The sequence below is a fragment of the Saccharothrix sp. BKS2 genome (genome assembly GCF_047689505.1).
Classification (GTDB): Bacteria; Actinomycetota; Actinomycetes; order Mycobacteriales; family Pseudonocardiaceae; genus Actinosynnema; species Actinosynnema lopnurensis.
This window is the reverse complement of sequence record NZ_JAUQOL010000002.1, coordinates 266,575-281,994: the sequence shown is the minus strand read 5'-3', so window position 1 is coordinate 281,994 and position 15,420 is coordinate 266,575. Positions and strand designations below refer to the sequence as shown.

The 15,420-nt window shown below is 75.8% G+C and carries 13 protein-coding genes; 3 read left to right on the top strand and 10 right to left on the bottom strand.

Annotated elements, in window-relative coordinates; genetic code table 11:
- Window positions 1-2 precede the first annotated feature (2 nt).
- Window positions 3-1,004, bottom strand: a complete 1,002-nt coding sequence (locus Q5530_RS03900; protein WP_415360758.1) for a PQQ-binding-like beta-propeller repeat protein — start codon at window positions 1,002-1,004, stop codon at window positions 3-5.
- 298 nt (window positions 1,005-1,302) lie between these two features.
- Window positions 1,303-3,408, bottom strand: coding sequence for a DUF2339 domain-containing protein (locus Q5530_RS03895; protein ID WP_415360757.1), 2,106 nt, complete (start codon window positions 3,406-3,408; stop codon window positions 1,303-1,305).
- Window positions 3,409-3,520: 112 nt separating this feature from the next.
- Between Q5530_RS03895 and Q5530_RS03890 the strand changes: the two genes are divergently transcribed.
- Together Q5530_RS03890 and Q5530_RS03885 are read left to right on the top strand one after the other, a co-directional pair.
- Entirely contained in the window at window positions 3,521-4,378 is an 858-nt protein-coding gene (locus Q5530_RS03890) for a PfkB family carbohydrate kinase (RefSeq protein ID WP_415361168.1), read from the top strand.
- A gap of 131 nt (window positions 4,379-4,509) precedes the next feature.
- The gene (locus Q5530_RS03885) at window positions 4,510-6,141 is read left to right on the top strand and encodes a putative PEP-binding protein (RefSeq protein WP_415360756.1); all 1,632 of its coding nucleotides are present in this window, start codon (window positions 4,510-4,512) and stop codon (window positions 6,139-6,141) included.
- A 94-nt stretch (window positions 6,142-6,235) separates the two neighbouring features.
- Here Q5530_RS03885 and Q5530_RS03880 read toward each other — a convergent pair whose 3' ends face one another.
- The 8 genes from Q5530_RS03880 to macS all read right to left on the bottom strand — a co-directional run bounded on the left by Q5530_RS03880 (window position 6,236) and on the right by macS (window position 13,982).
- Window positions 6,236-6,721 (bottom strand): hypothetical protein, encoded by a 486-nt coding sequence (locus Q5530_RS03880; protein WP_415360755.1) that lies wholly within the window; start codon window positions 6,719-6,721, stop codon window positions 6,236-6,238.
- An 86-nt stretch (window positions 6,722-6,807) separates the two neighbouring features.
- On the bottom strand, window positions 6,808-7,740 hold the full coding sequence (locus tag Q5530_RS03875) for a LysR family transcriptional regulator (RefSeq protein WP_415360754.1): 933 nt from the start codon (window positions 7,738-7,740) through the stop codon (window positions 6,808-6,810).
- Between the two features lie 78 nt (window positions 7,741-7,818).
- A complete protein-coding gene (locus tag Q5530_RS03870) occupies window positions 7,819-9,009 on the bottom strand; it encodes a glycine C-acetyltransferase (protein ID WP_415360752.1) in 1,191 nt (396 codons plus the stop codon).
- Window positions 9,010-10,044 carry an L-threonine 3-dehydrogenase gene (gene tdh / locus Q5530_RS03865; RefSeq protein ID WP_415360750.1) on the bottom strand — a complete coding sequence of 345 codons (1,035 nt, stop codon included), beginning with the start codon at window positions 10,042-10,044 and terminating at the stop codon, window positions 9,010-9,012.
- A gap of 36 nt (window positions 10,045-10,080) precedes the next feature.
- A complete protein-coding gene (locus tag Q5530_RS03860) occupies window positions 10,081-11,550 on the bottom strand; it encodes an SDR family oxidoreductase (protein ID WP_415360749.1) in 1,470 nt (489 codons plus the stop codon).
- Window positions 11,551-11,603: 53 nt separating this feature from the next.
- Entirely contained in the window at window positions 11,604-12,185 is a 582-nt protein-coding gene (locus Q5530_RS03855; RefSeq protein ID WP_380639503.1) for a DUF1707 domain-containing protein, read from the bottom strand.
- A 4-nt stretch (window positions 12,186-12,189) separates the two neighbouring features.
- Window positions 12,190-12,843 (bottom strand): response regulator, encoded by a 654-nt coding sequence (locus Q5530_RS03850; protein WP_380639505.1) that lies wholly within the window; start codon window positions 12,841-12,843, stop codon window positions 12,190-12,192.
- Window positions 12,840-13,982 carry a MacS family sensor histidine kinase gene (macS, locus tag Q5530_RS03845; protein ID WP_415360747.1) on the bottom strand — a complete coding sequence of 381 codons (1,143 nt, stop codon included), beginning with the start codon at window positions 13,980-13,982 and terminating at the stop codon, window positions 12,840-12,842. Before macS ends, Q5530_RS03850 begins: the two co-directional genes overlap by 4 nt.
- Before the next feature lie 155 nt (window positions 13,983-14,137).
- On the opposite strand from macS, the gene Q5530_RS03840 reads away from it, so the two are divergent.
- Window positions 14,138-15,334, top strand: coding sequence for a GGDEF domain-containing protein (locus Q5530_RS03840; protein WP_415360746.1), 1,197 nt, complete (start codon window positions 14,138-14,140; stop codon window positions 15,332-15,334).
- The last annotated feature ends 86 nt before the right edge of the window (window positions 15,335-15,420 follow it).

Genomic DNA, 15,420 nt, shown 5'->3' with positions numbered 1-15,420 from the left:
GGTCACCCCGGTTCGAAGGCGACGGCCTCGGCGCGCGCGTCGGGGCCGTCGTCGTCCAGGGTGCCGACCCGGAACGTCGCCAGCACCCGATCATCTGCGGCGTCCAGCACGGTCGTGGTCTTGCCGGTGGCCAGGAAGACGCGGCCGTCACCCGGAGGGATGGCCAGCGACCTGGCCGCGAACGGCAGGTTCCTGGTCGTGCGGGTGGCCGTGTCGACGACGGCGACGGACCGGTCCAGCGCGACGTAGACCCGCCTGCCGTCCGGGGTCACCGCGACGCTGCCCGCGCCCCGGCCGATCGGCGTGGACCACACCACCCCGGCGGTGCTCGGGTCGATCATCGACACCGTGCCGGTGCCCTGCCCCAGGTCCAGCGAGCTGACGTAGAGCGCGTCGCCGCTCGGGCTCGTCGCGACGTGCTGGGGCAGCCCGCCGACCCGGATCGACGTCTCCGCGGTGGCGGCCGCGGTGTCGAGCACGCGGACCGTGCCGTCCTGGGCGTTGGCCACGTACAGGTGACGCCCGTCCGGCGACACCGCGAGGCCGAGCGGCTGACCGCCCACCCGCACCGCGGCGACCAGGCGGAACGACCTCGTGTCCACCACGGCGACGCTGCCGCTGCCGCTGACGTAGAGCCGCTCGCCGTCCGGGCGCAGCACGGCGTGGGCCAGGGGCGCGCCGGCGTGGATGCGGCCGACGACCTCGCCCGAGGCCGGGTCGACCGCGGTGATCGTGCCGGACCAGCCGTGGACCACGTAGGCCCGGCGCCCGCCCCGGCCCACCGCCGTGCTCGTGGTCCGGCCACCGGTGCTCGCGCCGCCGACGACCGTGCCGTCCGAGGTGTCCACGACCTGGAGCCTGCCCCCCTGCGTCACCACGTAGGCGCGCGGTGCGGCGGTGTCGGCCACGGTGACGACCCGGGACCCCTCTTGACCGGCGGAGAGCGCGGCGGCGAGCAGGAGGGCGGCGGTGCCCGTGGCCGCGGTGCGTCGTCGTCCCCACATGGTCGGAAGGGAACACCGTGGCACACCCGGCCTCCACTCGGGAGACACGTGCAGGTGGCATTCTCGCCGGTTCGGGTGATCCGGCTGCCGCCCGCGACGGCGGGACGGGCGGCAGCGGGGAACCCGGTGCGGCCGTGCGCCCGGCGCCGGTCGCTCGGGGGGCGAAACGACCGGCGCCGGACCCCTGCCGGCGCTCGCGCACCGGTGGTCGTGCCCCGACGACGTAGAGAACTACACCAGGTTGACGCAGCCCGTGCGGTTTTGGCTCCCCGGCACGGCGAATCAACCCGAAATGGTCCTACATCCGCCTGGTCGCCACCAGCTTGGCGTAACGGGTGCCCGCGGTCAGCAGCACCAGGCCCGCGCCGATGAACGCCAGCACGCGCGCGATCCCGTCCAGCGCGGCCAGGTCGAACAGCAGCAGCTTCGCCACCGCGGCCCCGACCAGCACCAACCCGGCCACCCGCAGCGACCTCCGGTCGATGCCCCGCACCAGCAGCACCAGCGCGGCGACCGTCCAGGACACCGTCACGATCGTGTGACCGAAGAGGAAACCGGTCACGTCCTGCGACACCAGCAGCGCGGCGCACAGCACCACCCCGGCCGCCGCGTACAGCAGCACCACTCCCGCGACGACCCACGGGAGCGGGCGGCGGTCGAGCGCGCCCAGCTCGGCCGCGACCCACGGCAGCACCACCGCCAGCGCGCCCAGGACCAGCGCGGTGAGCGCGCCGGAGACCAGGAAGCCCGCCGTGTCCGGGTGGCGCGGCGCGTCCAGCAGCAGCCGCGGCGGCACCGCCTCCTCCAGCGCCAGCACCAGGCCGATCGCGCCGAACGCGGTGGCGCCGAGCAGCGGGCCCTTGGAGGACAGGAGCCTGGCCAGGAGCACCAGGACCAGCGCCTCGACCAGGACCACCGCGGCGCGCGTGCCGCCGTCCAGGAACAGGGCGGTCGCCTGGAAGGCCGCGAACACCCCGACCGCGCCCACGCCCGCCCGGAAGGTCACGGGCAGCGCCCGCCGCCCGGCGGCCCACACGGCGATCATCACGACCGCGACGGCCCCGGCGACGGCGGCCCCCGGACCCCGGTCGAGGACCGCGGTGGTCAGCAGGGCGGGCACCGGCGAGCCGACCGCCAGCCCGACCGCGGTCGGGTCGCCGGGCCGGACCCGCGCGGTCAGCACGGCCGCGGCCACCCCGACCACGGCGGCCACCAGCGCGATCGAGGCCAGTGCGACCTGGTCCTCCGGGCGGCCCAGGCACAGGACCGCGGCGAGCAGCGGCGGCACCCCGGCCGTGACCGCGAGCCACGGCCAGTCGCGCCGGAGGTGGACCGGGCTCGCGGCGATCTTGAGGACCAGCAGGAACGCGACGAGCAGCGGGGTGGAGCCGGAGGTCAGGACGGGCGCGCAGGCGGCGCAGGCGGCCACCACGCCGATGGCCAGGACCGACGAGTTCCAGCGCAGCGCGAGGAGCAGGCCGCCGCCCGCGACCGCGAGGCCGGCCACCAGGCCGCCGCCCGGGGGCAGGTACGCGTAGATCGAGGTGGCGGCGACGACGTCGAGGTAGAGGACCGCGATGCCGGTGGCGGCCAGGGCGAACGCGCCCGTGCGGTTGGCGGGGGTGCGGTGCAGGCGCAGGCCGGTGGCGACCAGGGCCAGGCCCAGCGCCGCGCCGCCGAGGACGCGGGGCAGCGGGCCGAGGTAGCCGCGCTGGACCGCGAGGACCAGGAGCAGGACGACGCCCAGGAGGGTGACCGCGCCGCCGACCCAGGCGAGGAGCTTGCTGCCCGCGCCGTCCTGGCCGAGGCGGTCGAGGAGGGAGGGGCGCGGGGGTGGCGGTGACCAGTTGGGGGGTGGGGGCGGGGTGCCCCAGCCCTGGTTCGGGGGCGGTGGGGCGGCGGGGCCGGAGAACGGGCCCGGGGCGGTCGGGGGCCACGGCTGGGTGATCCGGGGTGGGGTCGTGGTCTGGCGCGGGGCGGTGGCGGTGGCGGTGGCGGTGGCGGTGGCGGTGGGGTACGGGGGCTGAGCCGGGGCCGGGTGCTGCGCCGGGTCGGGGTGCGGGGCCGCAGCGGGAACCGAACCCGCGCCCCAACCCGAACCCGCGCCCGAACCCGCGCCCGAAGCCACGGCCGAACCCGCGGTCGACGCCCAGGCCGAGGTCGGGGCCGGGCCGGCGGCGGGGTGGTCGGTGACCTCGGCTCCTGCGACCCCGGCTCCGCTGACCCCGGCTCCGGCGGCCGGGCCCGTCGAGGTGGTGGCCGGGCCCGTCGTGGGGATCGGCGCGGAGGCCGTCCGGGCATCGCCGACCCGGTGCAGCTCGCGCCCCACCACCTCCAGGCGGCGGCCCAGGTCGCTCAGCTCGTCCGCCAACCGTACGAGGGGGTCCTGTCCGATACCGGTCATGTGATCAGGGTCGCCCCCGATCGGTGTATCCGGCATCCGTACCACTACTCAGGTCGCGTGCCGAACCGGTCACACCGCCGCCTCCCGGCCTGGCAGAGTGCGGGGGGTGACGGTGCTCGTGCTCGGCTCGGCCAACGCCGACCTCGTGGTCCCCGTGCCCCGCCGCCCCGGCGCGGGCGAGACCGTGCTCGGGGGCGACCCGGTCGTCCTCCCCGGCGGCAAGGGCGCCAACACCGCCGTCGCCGCCGCGCGGCTCGGGGTCGGGGTGGCGTTCGTCGGCGCGGTGGGGGCCGACCGGTACGGCGACCTGCTGCGCGACTCGCTGGCGGCGGCCGGCGTCCGCACCGACCTCCTGCGCACCTCCACCCGCCCGACCGGCCTCGCCTTCATCACCGTCACCCCGGACGGCGAGAACTCGATCGTCGTCGCGCCCGGCGCGAACTCGGACGTCGGCGAGTCCGACGTGGACGCCCTGACCTGGGCCGGCGTCTCCGTGCTGGCCTGCTCGCTGGAGGTCCCCGTGGGCACGGTGGCGCGCGCGGTCGAGGCGGCCGCCGCGCACGGGGTGCGGCCGGTGCTCAACCTGTCGCCCGTGGCGCCGGTCCCGGCGGCGGCGCTGGCGCTGCTGGACCCGCTCATCGTGAACGAGCACGAGGCGGCGGCCCTGGCCGGCTCGCCGGGAGCCCTGCTCGACCTGGGGCCGAAATCCGCCGTGGTCACCCTGGGTGCGCGGGGCGCGCTCGTCGTCACCCCCGAGGGGGTGACGGAAGTGGGCGCGCCCGAGGTGTCCGTCGTGGACACCACGGGCGCGGGCGACGCGTTCGCGGGCGCGCTGGCGGCCGGCCTGGCGAACGGCGAGCCGCTGCCGGTGGCCGCGCGGTTCGCCGCCCGGGTGGCGGCCCTCTCGGTGACGGCGGCCGGCGCGCAGCCGTCCTACCCGACGCTGGACCGGGTGCGGGAATTCGGGTGAGCCCGGCCCGGGTGTTCGGGATCGTGCGCACGTGGAGGGCGCCGGCGGCAACCGGCTGAGGTGGCGGGCCGGGGCCGGATGGCGTTGGCTCCCGCTTACGTCACGTCCGGTCGAAAGGTATGGTCTAGACCATGTCGAGCGAGCGCCGCAGCGGTGTCGGGGTGAGTTCCGGTCGGGCTTCCGGACCCGTGGTCCTGGTGGCCGAACCCCTGGGCGAACCGCCCGCCGGCCCGTCCCCGACCGACCCGGCGGCCGAGGCCGCGCGCATCGGGCCCGCCGCCGAGGCGGTGGCGCGGCGGCTGGAGGAGCGGGCGGCGTCCGCCTCCGGCGACGCCAAGGCCGTGCTGGAGACCACCGCCGCGATGGCCGCCGACCCGGCGCTGCGCTCGCAGGCCGAGAACCTGGTGACCACCGAGTCGCTGCCCGCCGCCCGCGCGGTGCACCAGGCCGCCGCCGGGTTCATCTCCGCCCTGGAGGCGGCCGGCGGGTACATGGCCGAGCGCGCCCGCGACGTGCGCGACGTGCGGGACCGGCTGGTCGCCGAGCTGCTCGGCGTGCCGGAGCCGGGCGTGCCCGCGCTCGCCGGGCCGTCGGTCCTGGTGGCCCGCGACCTCGCGCCCGCCGACACCGCTGGCCTCGACCCGGCCAAGGTGCTCGCGCTGGTGACCGAGGAGGGCGGCCCCACCTCGCACACCGCGATCCTGGCCCGGTCGCTCGGCATCCCGGCCGTGGTGGCGTGCCGGGGCGTGCTCGACCTGGGCGCGTCGGCGCTGCTCGTGGACGGTGACACCGGTGAGGTGCGGTTGTCCGACGGCGCGGTGCTCGCGGCGAACGTGGGCGGGCGCGCGACGTGGAACGGGGTCGGCGCGCTGCGCGACGGGCACCGGGTGAAGGTGCTGGGCAACGTGGGCTCGCCCGCCGACGCCGTCGCGGCCGCCGCGGGCGGTGCGGAGGGCGTCGGCCTGTTCCGCACCGAGTTCTGCTTCCTGTCGGCCTCGACCGAGCCGTCGGTGGAGGACCAGCGCGAGGCGTACGGGGCGGTGCTCGCGCCGTTCGGGGGCAAACCGGTCGTGGTGCGCACCCTGGACGCCGGCGCCGACAAGCCGCTGGCGTTCCTCGAACCCGACCCCGAGCCCAACCCGGCGCTGGGCGTGCGCGGCCTGCGGGTCGCCTTCGACCGCCCCGAGGTGCTGGAGCGCCAGCTCGAAGCCATCGCCCTGGCCGCCACCGACACCGGGGCCGACGTCTCGGTGATGGCCCCGATGGTCGCCACCGCCGCCGAGGCCGCGTGGTTCGTCGAGCGCGCGCGGGCGGCGGGCATCCGCCGGGCGGGCGTGATGATCGAGATCCCGGCGGCGGCCCTGGTGGCGCGCGAGGTCCTGGCGGTCGTCGACTTCGTGTCGCTGGGCACCAACGACCTGGCCCAGTACCTGTTCGCCGCCGACCGTCAGGTGGGCGCGGTGGCGGCGCTGAACGACCCGTGGCAGCCGGCGCTGCTGCGCCTGGTCAAGCTGGTCGGCGACGAGGCCACGGCCGCGGGCAAGCCGCTGGGCGTCTGCGGCGAGGCGGCCGCCGACCCGCTGCTGGCGTGCGTGCTGACCGGGCTGGGCGCGACCAGCCTGTCGATGAACCACACCGCGCTGGCGGCCGTGGGCGCGAAGCTGGCCACGACCAGCTTCGACCTGTGCCAGCTGGCGGCCCGGGGCGCGCTCGCCGCGGCCGACCCGGCGTCGGCGAAGCTCGCCGCCCGCGCGCCGCACTGATCCCGACCCCGGTGGAGCCCGCTGCGGCAGAGCCACCCCGGCAGAGCCCACCCGTGCGGTGGCCGCGACGAGCGGCCACCGCACGGGCACGCGGTCAGGACACCGGCTCGACGATCGCGGTGAAGCGGAGCGGACCGGCGGTCGGGGCGGGCCACGCGGCCTCGACCCGGCCACCGGCGGGCAGGTCGAAGGCGATCTCCGCGATCGGCGCGACGGGCGCGCCCCCCGCGGGCGCGGCCACGTAGACCACGCCGTGGCGGTGGCCCTCGACCAGCACCTCCTGGAACGGCGGCACCGCCCACGCGTCGTCGACCGGCACGTCCAGGTGCTCACCACCCGCGTCGCGGAACCGGACGTCGCCCAGCGCGCCGCCGACCACGCAGCTCACGCCGTCGCGGGCGGCCAGCGAGATGACGAACAGCCGCTGGTTCGCCACCGGCGCGGGTCGCTCCCCCACCGCCACCCGCACCTGTTCGGCCCCGCACGTCGGCGTCGCCTCGGCGTGCGCGCCGGCGGATCCCGTGACGGCCAGCGCCAGCACGGTGGCCGCGAGCGCCGGTCCTCTGCTCCGGAGTGCCATCGTTCCTCCTGGTGGTTGAAGGGCTACACCCCGTGAAGACGTTCACGAGCCGGTGAGGATGCTCGCCGAACCGAACCCGGGCACCCTCAGCCCCGCCCGGCCACGGGCCGGCAGACCTCCACGAGGGCGTCGCGCACCAGCGCGACCAGCGGGTGGTCCGCGCTGCCCCGCCGCACCGCCGCCACCACCCGGCGCAGCGGGGCCGCGCCCCGGACCGGCACGCCCCGCAGCGCGCCGTCCCCCGCCGGGCCGTCCCCCGCCAGGTCGCACCGCAGCGCGTTGCGCGGCACCAGCGCCACCCCCGCGCCCGCCCGCACCAGCGCCCCGATGGCCCGGAAGTCGTCCGAGGTGTGCGGGATGCGCGGCGCGAACCCGGCCTGCGAGCAGGCCAGCTCGACCACGTCGCGCACGGGGTTGCCCGGCAGCGTGGCCACCCAGTCGTCGTCCGCCAGGTCCGCCAGGTCGACCTCCGCCTTGCCCGCCAGCCGGTGCGCCGCGGGCAGCACCACGTCGAACGGCTCGGTGTAGAGCGGGAACCGGGTCAGCCGCCGGTCGTCCGCGTGCAGCCGGTACCCCTCGGTGATCGCCAGGTCGATCTCGCCGTCCAGCAGCAGCGGCACGCTGGCGTGCCCCTCCACGTCCCGCACCCGCAGCGCCACGTCCGGGGCGCGCGACCGCAGCACCGCCAGCGCCGGCGCCACGACCTGCGTGATCGCCGACGCGAAGCTGCCGACCTCCACCCGCCCGGTGGTGCCCGCGGCGAACGCCGCCAGCGTCGCCCCCGCCCGCTCCAGCTCGGCCGCCACCGCGTTGGCGTGCCCCACCAGCAGCTCGCCGGCCGCCGTCAGCGACACCCGGCGCCCGTGGCGGCGCAGCAGCGCGTGCCCCACCTCGGACTCCAGCGCGGCCAGCTGCTGGGACACCGCGGACGGCGTGAGGTGCAGCGCCCGCCCGGCCGCCGTCACCGTGCCGTGGTCGGCGAGCGCGCGCAGCACCCGCAGCCGTCGTGGGTCGATCACCGGGTCATCCTCGCCGGAGCCGCCCGGGAGCGCAGCGGGTACCCGCCGGCCGGCCGGCCGGGCGAACCCCGGGACCTCCTAGGACCCCCGGGACATCCGGGCGCGGGCGGCCACGAAGGCGTCCACGGCCCGGTGCACGTCGTCGGTCGAGTGGGCCGCCGACATCTGGGTGCGGATGCGCGCCTTGCCGTGCGGCACCACCGGGTAGGAGAAGCCGATCACGTAGACGCCCTGCTCCAGCAGCAGGTCGGCCATCCGCGACGCCTCCGCCGCGTCGCCGATCATCACCGGGATGATCGGGTGCTCGCCCGGCAGCAGGTCGAAGCCCTCCTCGGTCATCCGCGACCGGAACAGCGCGGTGTTCGCGCGCAGCCGCTCCAGCAGCTCGCCGGAGGACTCCAGCAGGTCCAGCGCGGCGATCGCGGCGGCCGTCACGGCGGGCGCCAGCGAGTTGGAGAACAGGTAGGGCCGCGACCGCTGCCGCAGCATCTCCACGACCTCCGCCCGCCCGGAGGTGTAGCCGCCGCTCGCGCCGCCCAGCGCCTTGCCGAGCGTGCCGGTGACGATGTCGACCCGGTCCCGCACGCCGAACAGCTCGGGCGTGCCGCGACCGGTCGGGCCGGTGAAGCCCACCGCGTGCGAGTCGTCCACCATGACCAGCGCGTCGTACCGGTCGGCCAGCTCGCAGATCCGGTCCAGCGGCGCCAGGTAGCCGTCCATGGAGAACACGCCGTCGGTGGCGATCAGCCGGTACCGGGCGTCGGCGGCGTCCTTGAGCTGCCGCTCCAGGTCGTCGACGTCCCGGTTGTGGTAGCGGTACCGGCGGGCCTTGGACAGCCGCACGCCGTCGATGATCGACGCGTGGTTCAGCTCGTCGGAGATGATCGCGTCCTCCGCGCCGAGCAGCGTCTCGAACAGGCCGCCGTTGGCGTCGAAGCACGAGCTGTAGAGGATCGTGTCCTCGGTGCCCAGGAACTCCGAGAGCTTGCGCTCCAGCTCCTTGTGCGGCTCCTGGGTGCCGCAGATGAACCGCACCGAGGCCATGCCGAAGCCCCACCGGTCCAGCGCCTCCCGCGCCGCCCCGACCAGTCGGGGGTGGTCGGCCAGGCCCAGGTAGTTGTTGGCGCAGAAGTTCAGCACCTCGGCCCCGTCGCCCACGCGCACGGTGGCGTTCTGCGGGGTGGCGATGACCCGTTCGGCCTTGTAGAGGCCCGCCGCGCGGATCTCGTCCAGGCCGGCCCGCAGGTCCTCGCGCATCGCGCCGTACATTCAGCGAGCTCCCGTCCAGTCGAGGATGACCTTGCCGCACTTCCCGCCGCGCGCCGTGGCGAACGCCTCGTCGAACGACGTGTGGTCGAACCGGTGCGTGATCACGGGCGCCAGGTCCAGCCCGCGTTGCAGCAGCACCGACATCGAGTACCAGGTCTCGAACATCTCGCGGCCGTAGACGCCCTTGACCTGGAGCATCTTCAGCACCACCGCGCTCCAGTCCACCGCGAACTCCTCGGCGGGCAGGCCGAGCATCGCGATCCGGCCGCCGTGGGCCATGTTGCCGATCATCTCCTGGAGCGCGATCGGCCTGCCGGACATCTCCATGCCCACGTCGAAGCCCTCGGACATGCCCAGCTCGGACTGCGCCTCGGAGACGGTGCGCTCGGCGACGTTGAGGGCGAGGTCGACGCCGACCTCCCGGGCCAGCTCCAGCCGGTGCTCGCTCACGTCGGTGATCACCACGTTGCGCGCGCCCGCGTGCTTGGCCACGGCCGCGGCCATGATGCCGATCGGGCCCGCGCCGGTGATCAGCACGTCCTCGCCGAGGACCGGGAACGACAGCGCGGTGTGCACGGCGTTGCCGAACGGGTCGAAGATCGCCGCCACGTCCAGGTCCACCGGCGCCCGGTGCACCCAGGCGTTCTCCTCGGGCAGCACCACGTACTGGGCGAACGCGCCGTCGCGGTGCACGCCGAGGCCGCGGGTGTTGGCGCACAGGTGCCGCCGGCCCGCCTTGCAGTTGCGGCAGGCGCCGCAGACCAGGTGGCCCTCGCCGCTGACCAGGTCGCCGACCGCCACGCCGGTCACCGCGGGGCCGGTCTCGACGACCTCGCCGACGAACTCGTGCCCGAGCACGAGCGGCGCGTGGACGTTGTGCGCGGCCCAGTCGTCCCAGGAGTCGATGTGCAGGTCGGTGCCGCAGATGCCGGTGCGCAGCACGCGGACGACGACGTCACCTGGTCCGGGGATCGGGTCCGGCACGTCGGTGAGGGAGAGGCCAGGCCCGGCGGTCGCCTTGACCAGTGCTTTCATGGCGCGCAGTCTGCCGCCGGCCGGTGGCGCGGTCCATCAGGACTTTCTGAATTCACTCGTAAGTTCCGCTTCACTGGTGATGTTGCGGACCATGCCCCCGAACACCAGCCCGTGGAACGGCCACACCAGCCACCAGTACGCGTGCCCGGCCAGCCCGCGCGGCACGAACACCGCCCGCTGCCGGTAGGTCGAGCCGGTCGAGCCGTCCGCCGGCGGCAGCACCTGGAGCTCCAGCCACGCCAGGCCGGGCACCCGCATCTCCGCGCGCAGCCGCAGCAGCCGGCCGCGCTCGACCTCCTCGACCCGCCACCAGTCCAGCGCCTCGCCGACGTGCAGCCGCCGGGGGTCGCGCCGGCCGCGCCGCAGGCCCACCCCGCCGACCAACCGGTCCAGCCACCCCCTCACCGCCCAGGCCAGCGGGAACGAGTACCAGCCGTGCTCGCCGCCGATGCCCTCGACCACCGACCACAGCCGCTCGGGCGGCGCGGTCGTGGCCCGCTCCCGCACGTCGAGGTAGGACGACCCGCCCGACCAGCCCGGGTCCGACGGCAGCGGGTCCGAGGGCGCGCCCGGCACCGACGCGCCCGACCAGCGCGTCTCCACGTCCGCGTCCCGGACCCTGGCCAGCGCCAGGGCCACGGCCCGCTCGTAGCCGGTGGTCTCGCCGGGCAGCAGGTCCTCGATGTCGTGCTCCCGGCACACCACCTCGTGCACCAGCGACTCGACCAGCGGCGCGGCGATCGACCGGGGCACCGGTGTGATCAGGTCGACCCAGTGCGAGGACAGGTGCGGCGTGAGGATCGGCACCGGCAGCACGCGGCGCGGCCGCAGCCCCGCGACCCGCGCGTACCGCTTCATCATGTCCAGGTAGGTGAGCACGTCCGGGCCGCCGAGGTCGAAGGTCCGGTTCACGTCGGGCGGCAGCCGCACCGCGCCGACCAGGTAGCGCAGCACGTCCCGGACCGCGATCGGCTGGACGCGGTTGCGCACCCACCGGGGCGCGACCATGACCGGCAGGCGCTCGGTGAGGTAGCGCAGCATCTCGAAGCTCGCCGACCCGGAGCCGATGATCACCGCGGCCTGGAGCACCGCGGCGGGCACCGGGCCGCGCAGGAACACGTCCCCGACCTCCTTGCGGGAGGCCAGGTGGGGCGAGAGCCGGACCCCGGGCGGGTGCAGCCCGCCCAGGTAGACGATCCGGCCCACCCCGGCCTCCGCGGCGGCGCGGGCGGTGTTCTCGGCGGCCCGCCGGTCGGCGTCGGCGAAGTCGGGGTCGTGCAGGGAGTGGACGAGGTAGTGCACCACGTCCACGCCCTCCACCGCCGCCGCCAGCGAGGCCGGGTCGAGCACGTCGCCGCGCACCACCTCGACCCGGTCGACCCACGGCACGTCCCGCAGCTTGCCGGGGTCGCGGACCAGGCAGCGGACCCGGTGGCCCTCCGCGAGCAGTCGCGGCACGAGCCGCCCGCCGAGGTAGCCGGTCGCTCCGGTGACGAGGCAGCGCATGTCCCGATCCTGGGCCGAACGGCCGCGTCCCGCACGACGGGTGGGTCACCCGGTCACGCGTGGCGGAACCAGCGGGTCTTCTTCTTGATCTCCACGCTGCCCGCCCGCACCTGCCCGTGCACCACGAAGTGCGGCCGGCCGTTCGCCCCCGTGCCGACCTTGTCCTTCAGGTTGCTCGCGGCCAGCTCCACGCCGTCCGCGTCCACCGTCGCGCCCTCGGGCAGCACCAGCTTCACCGACCCGGCCGTCACGTCCAGCTCGATGTCCACCACCGCGTGCGGGATGGCGGCCTCCCGGAAGTCCAGGTCGGTCGAGCCCATCCGGTTGTGCACGACCAGCTGCCTCGGCACCGACCACCGGCCCCTGCGGTTGACCGACGACATGGTGGCCCGCAGCTCCTGCCGCTCGCGCACCGGCGTCGCCTCGTCCCGGTGCACCACCCCGGGCAGGTCCATCAGCACCGCGTTGAGCTCGGCCCGGGTCTTGGCCGCCAGCGCCGTGTCGGTGCGCTCCGTGAACTCGTCGAGCGTGATCAGCCCGCGCCCGATGGCCTTCTGCAACAGCTCGACGACGTGCTCGCGCTCCGCGTCCGACACCCGGAAGTTGCGCGGGTTCGCCCGGTCGGGTTCGGTCATGTCCTCAGTCCTCCGGTTCGACGTCGAGCCCGTGCTCGATCGCGTAACGCGCCAGTTCGACGCGGTTGTGCAGCTGGAGCTTGCGCAGGGTCGACTGCACGTGGTTCTCGACCGTGCGGTGCGAGATGACCAGCCGGGTGGCGATCTGCCGCGCGGTCAGCCCCTTGGCCACCAGCCGCAGCACCTCGGTCTCCCGCTCGGTCAGCTGCGGCTTGTCCTCCTCGTCCGGCGCCGCGGCCATCCGCCGGTACTCGCCGAGCACCAGCCCGGCCAGGCCGGGGGTGAACACCGCGTCGCCCGCGGCGGTCCGGCTCACCGCGTCCACCAGCTCCTCGGCCGAGGCCGACTTCACCAGGTAGCCGGACGCGCCCGCCTTCACCGCCTCCAGCACGTCGCTGTGCTCGCCGCTGGCCGACAGCACCAGCACCCGCGTGCCCGGCAGGGCGCCGGTGATCAGCGTGGTCGCCTCCACCCCCGTGGAGGCGCCCAGGTTCAGGTCCATCAGCACCACGTCCGGCCGCACGGTCCGGGCGATGCGCACCGCCGCCGCCGCGTCGCCCGCGGTCGCCACGACCTCGAAGCCGCGCTCGGCCAGGTCCCGCGCGACACCGTCGCGCCACAGGGGGTGGTCGTCCACCACCATCACGGACACGCTCATCGGTGAACCCGCACCTCCCACTCGGTGCCCTCCCCCGGCCCGGTCTGGAGCTCCAGGGTCCCACGCAGTTCCTCGACCCGACCCCGGATCGACTTGGCCACCCCCATCCGGCCCTCCGCCTCGGCCGAGGCCAGCCGCCCCTCGGGGATGCCGGGGCCGTCGTCGCGGACGCTGACCACGACCTCCTCGCCCAGGTCCTCCAGCAGCACCCACGCCCTGGCCTGCGGGCCCGCGTGCTTGTCCACGTTGGACAGCGCCTCGCGCACCACCGCGGCCAGCTCGAACGCCGCCGCCGCGGGCAGCATCACCCTGGTGGCCGGCGTGGACACCTGCACGCGCGAGGTGGCCAGCAGCTGGAGCGCGGGCCGCAGGTCGGCCTCGCCGTCCGGGGTGGACCCGCCGGGCGCGGCGGCCACCAGGGACCGCAGCGCGACCTCCTGCTCCCCCGCCAGCCTGGCCAGCTCCGCGGCCTCGCCGCCCAGCTCGTTGCCGCGCTTGCGCACCCGCGCGAGCACCTGGAGCACGCCGTCGTGGATGGAGCGGGCCAGCCGCTCGCGCTCGGCCGTGGCGGCCTCGGTGCGCAGCGCCTGCGCCAGCCGCACCGCCGAGCGGCGGGCGGTGGCCGACGCCATGCCGATCACCAGGCCCGCGCCGGTCAGCAGCACCGCGTCCCGCACCACGTCCACGCTGAGCGCGCCGCGGTTGAGGTAGGTGACCAGCGCGACCAGGAGCCCCGACAGCGCGCCCGCGAGCTGGCCGCCCAGCGCGGCCGCCGCCACCACCGGGTTGCACGCCCAGATCGTGGTGATCAGCGGGGCGTCGAGCACGAACTGCCGGTCGGTCATGATCAGCGGCGACAGGGACATCAGCCCGCACGCCAGCACCAGGTCCGCCACCACGACCCGGGGGCGCCGCCCGTCCTCGCGGCCGTAGGCGCGGATGGTGAACACCGACCAGGCGAACATCACCGCGACCGCGGCCCACGCCAGCCACACCCGCTCGTAGTCCGCGCGGTGCACCGCGGTGGTGCCCACGGCGAACAGGAACGTCACTACGCGTAGCGCGACCGTTCCCCGCCAGAGGTGGGCGACCGGGTCCTCCGTCGTGGGGGTCCCCTGGTCGGATGGCTTCGTGTGCACGGTGTGCTCCCTTCCCGCGCGATTCTGCCGTGCGGGAGTGGCGCGGCTAACCCCCAGGTGGCCGTCTGTTCCACAGATGACATCTGTGAAAAGCTGACCGGGGTTACTGGGTGTGATCGCGCCCGTCGAACTCCGCGTGGCGAGGGAGGCCCAGCGTGCGCCACTGGCCACTGTGGACGTTGAGGAAGTCCGCCCTGGCCTACTGGCTGCTCGTCGACGCCTGCGCGCTGGCGGTCGTGGTCCACGTGATCGCCTCGTCGGAGCCGCCCGCACCCGATGAGATCGGCCGGTTCGCGATCATCGCGGCCACCGCGGGCGCGGTCGTCATCGGCAGCTCGATCCACAGCCACCGGCTGGGCGAGACCGAGCGCAACCCGTGGGCCGCGCACCTGTGCTACCTGACCGCGGGCGCGGTGGCGCTGCCGTGCAACCTGCTGGTCCTGCTGCTGTTCGGCCCCGCCCTGCACGGCGTGCTGGCGCAGCGCCCCGAGTCGCACCGCTGGGTGTTCACCCTGTCCGCGAGCGCGCTGGCGGTGTTCGGCGCCCGGTACGCGATCGGCTGGGAGCGGCCCGACCCCGACCTGGGCGTGATGGTCCTGGGCGCGACCGTGCTGCTCGTGGTGCACGCGGGGGTGATCGCGATCGGCCTGAAGCTGCGCACCCCGGGCGCCCGCGGCGAGGAGGTCCTCGGCGAGCAGATCGACGTGGTCCTGGGCGTCGTCGCGGTCAGCATCGGCGGCCTGATGGGCGTCGTCGCCCTCGCCAACCCGGTGCACGCCCTGATGGCCGGCCCGCCGCTGGCCCTGCTCGAACGCGCCGCGCAGCTGCCGCACTGGCGCCGGTCGGCGCAGCGCGACGCCAAGACCGGCCTGGCCAACGCCGTGCACTGGGACGACCGGGCGCGCGCCGAGCTGGCCAAGGCCCGCGCCCGCGACCGGCCGATGGCCGTGATGCTGCTCGACCTCGACCACTTCAAGCGGGTCAACGACGAGGTCGGCCACCTGGCCGGCGACTCGGCGCTGAGCGCGGTGGCCCTGCTGCTGTCCGGGACCGTGCGCAGCGGCGACCTGGTGGGCCGCTTCGGCGGCGAGGAGTTCGTCGTGCTGCTCCCCGACGCCGAACCGGCCATCGCCCGCTCGGTCGCCCAGCGGGTCCGGCACGCCGTGGCCGACCTGGCCGTGCCCACGGTCGACACGCACGGCCGGGAGCACCTGCTCACCGGCCTGACCGTGAGCATCGGCGTGGCCACCACCCGGCGCTTCGGCTACGAGCTGCCCGACCTGCTGGTCGCCGCGGACGCCGCGCTGCTGTCCGCCAAGGGCTACGGCCGCAACCTCGTCGAGATGGCCTGACCGATCCCGGTGGGGCCGACCCCGGCGGGCCGACCGACTCCGCCGGGCCGACCCACCTCGCCGGACCGACCGACCCCGCCGGGGTC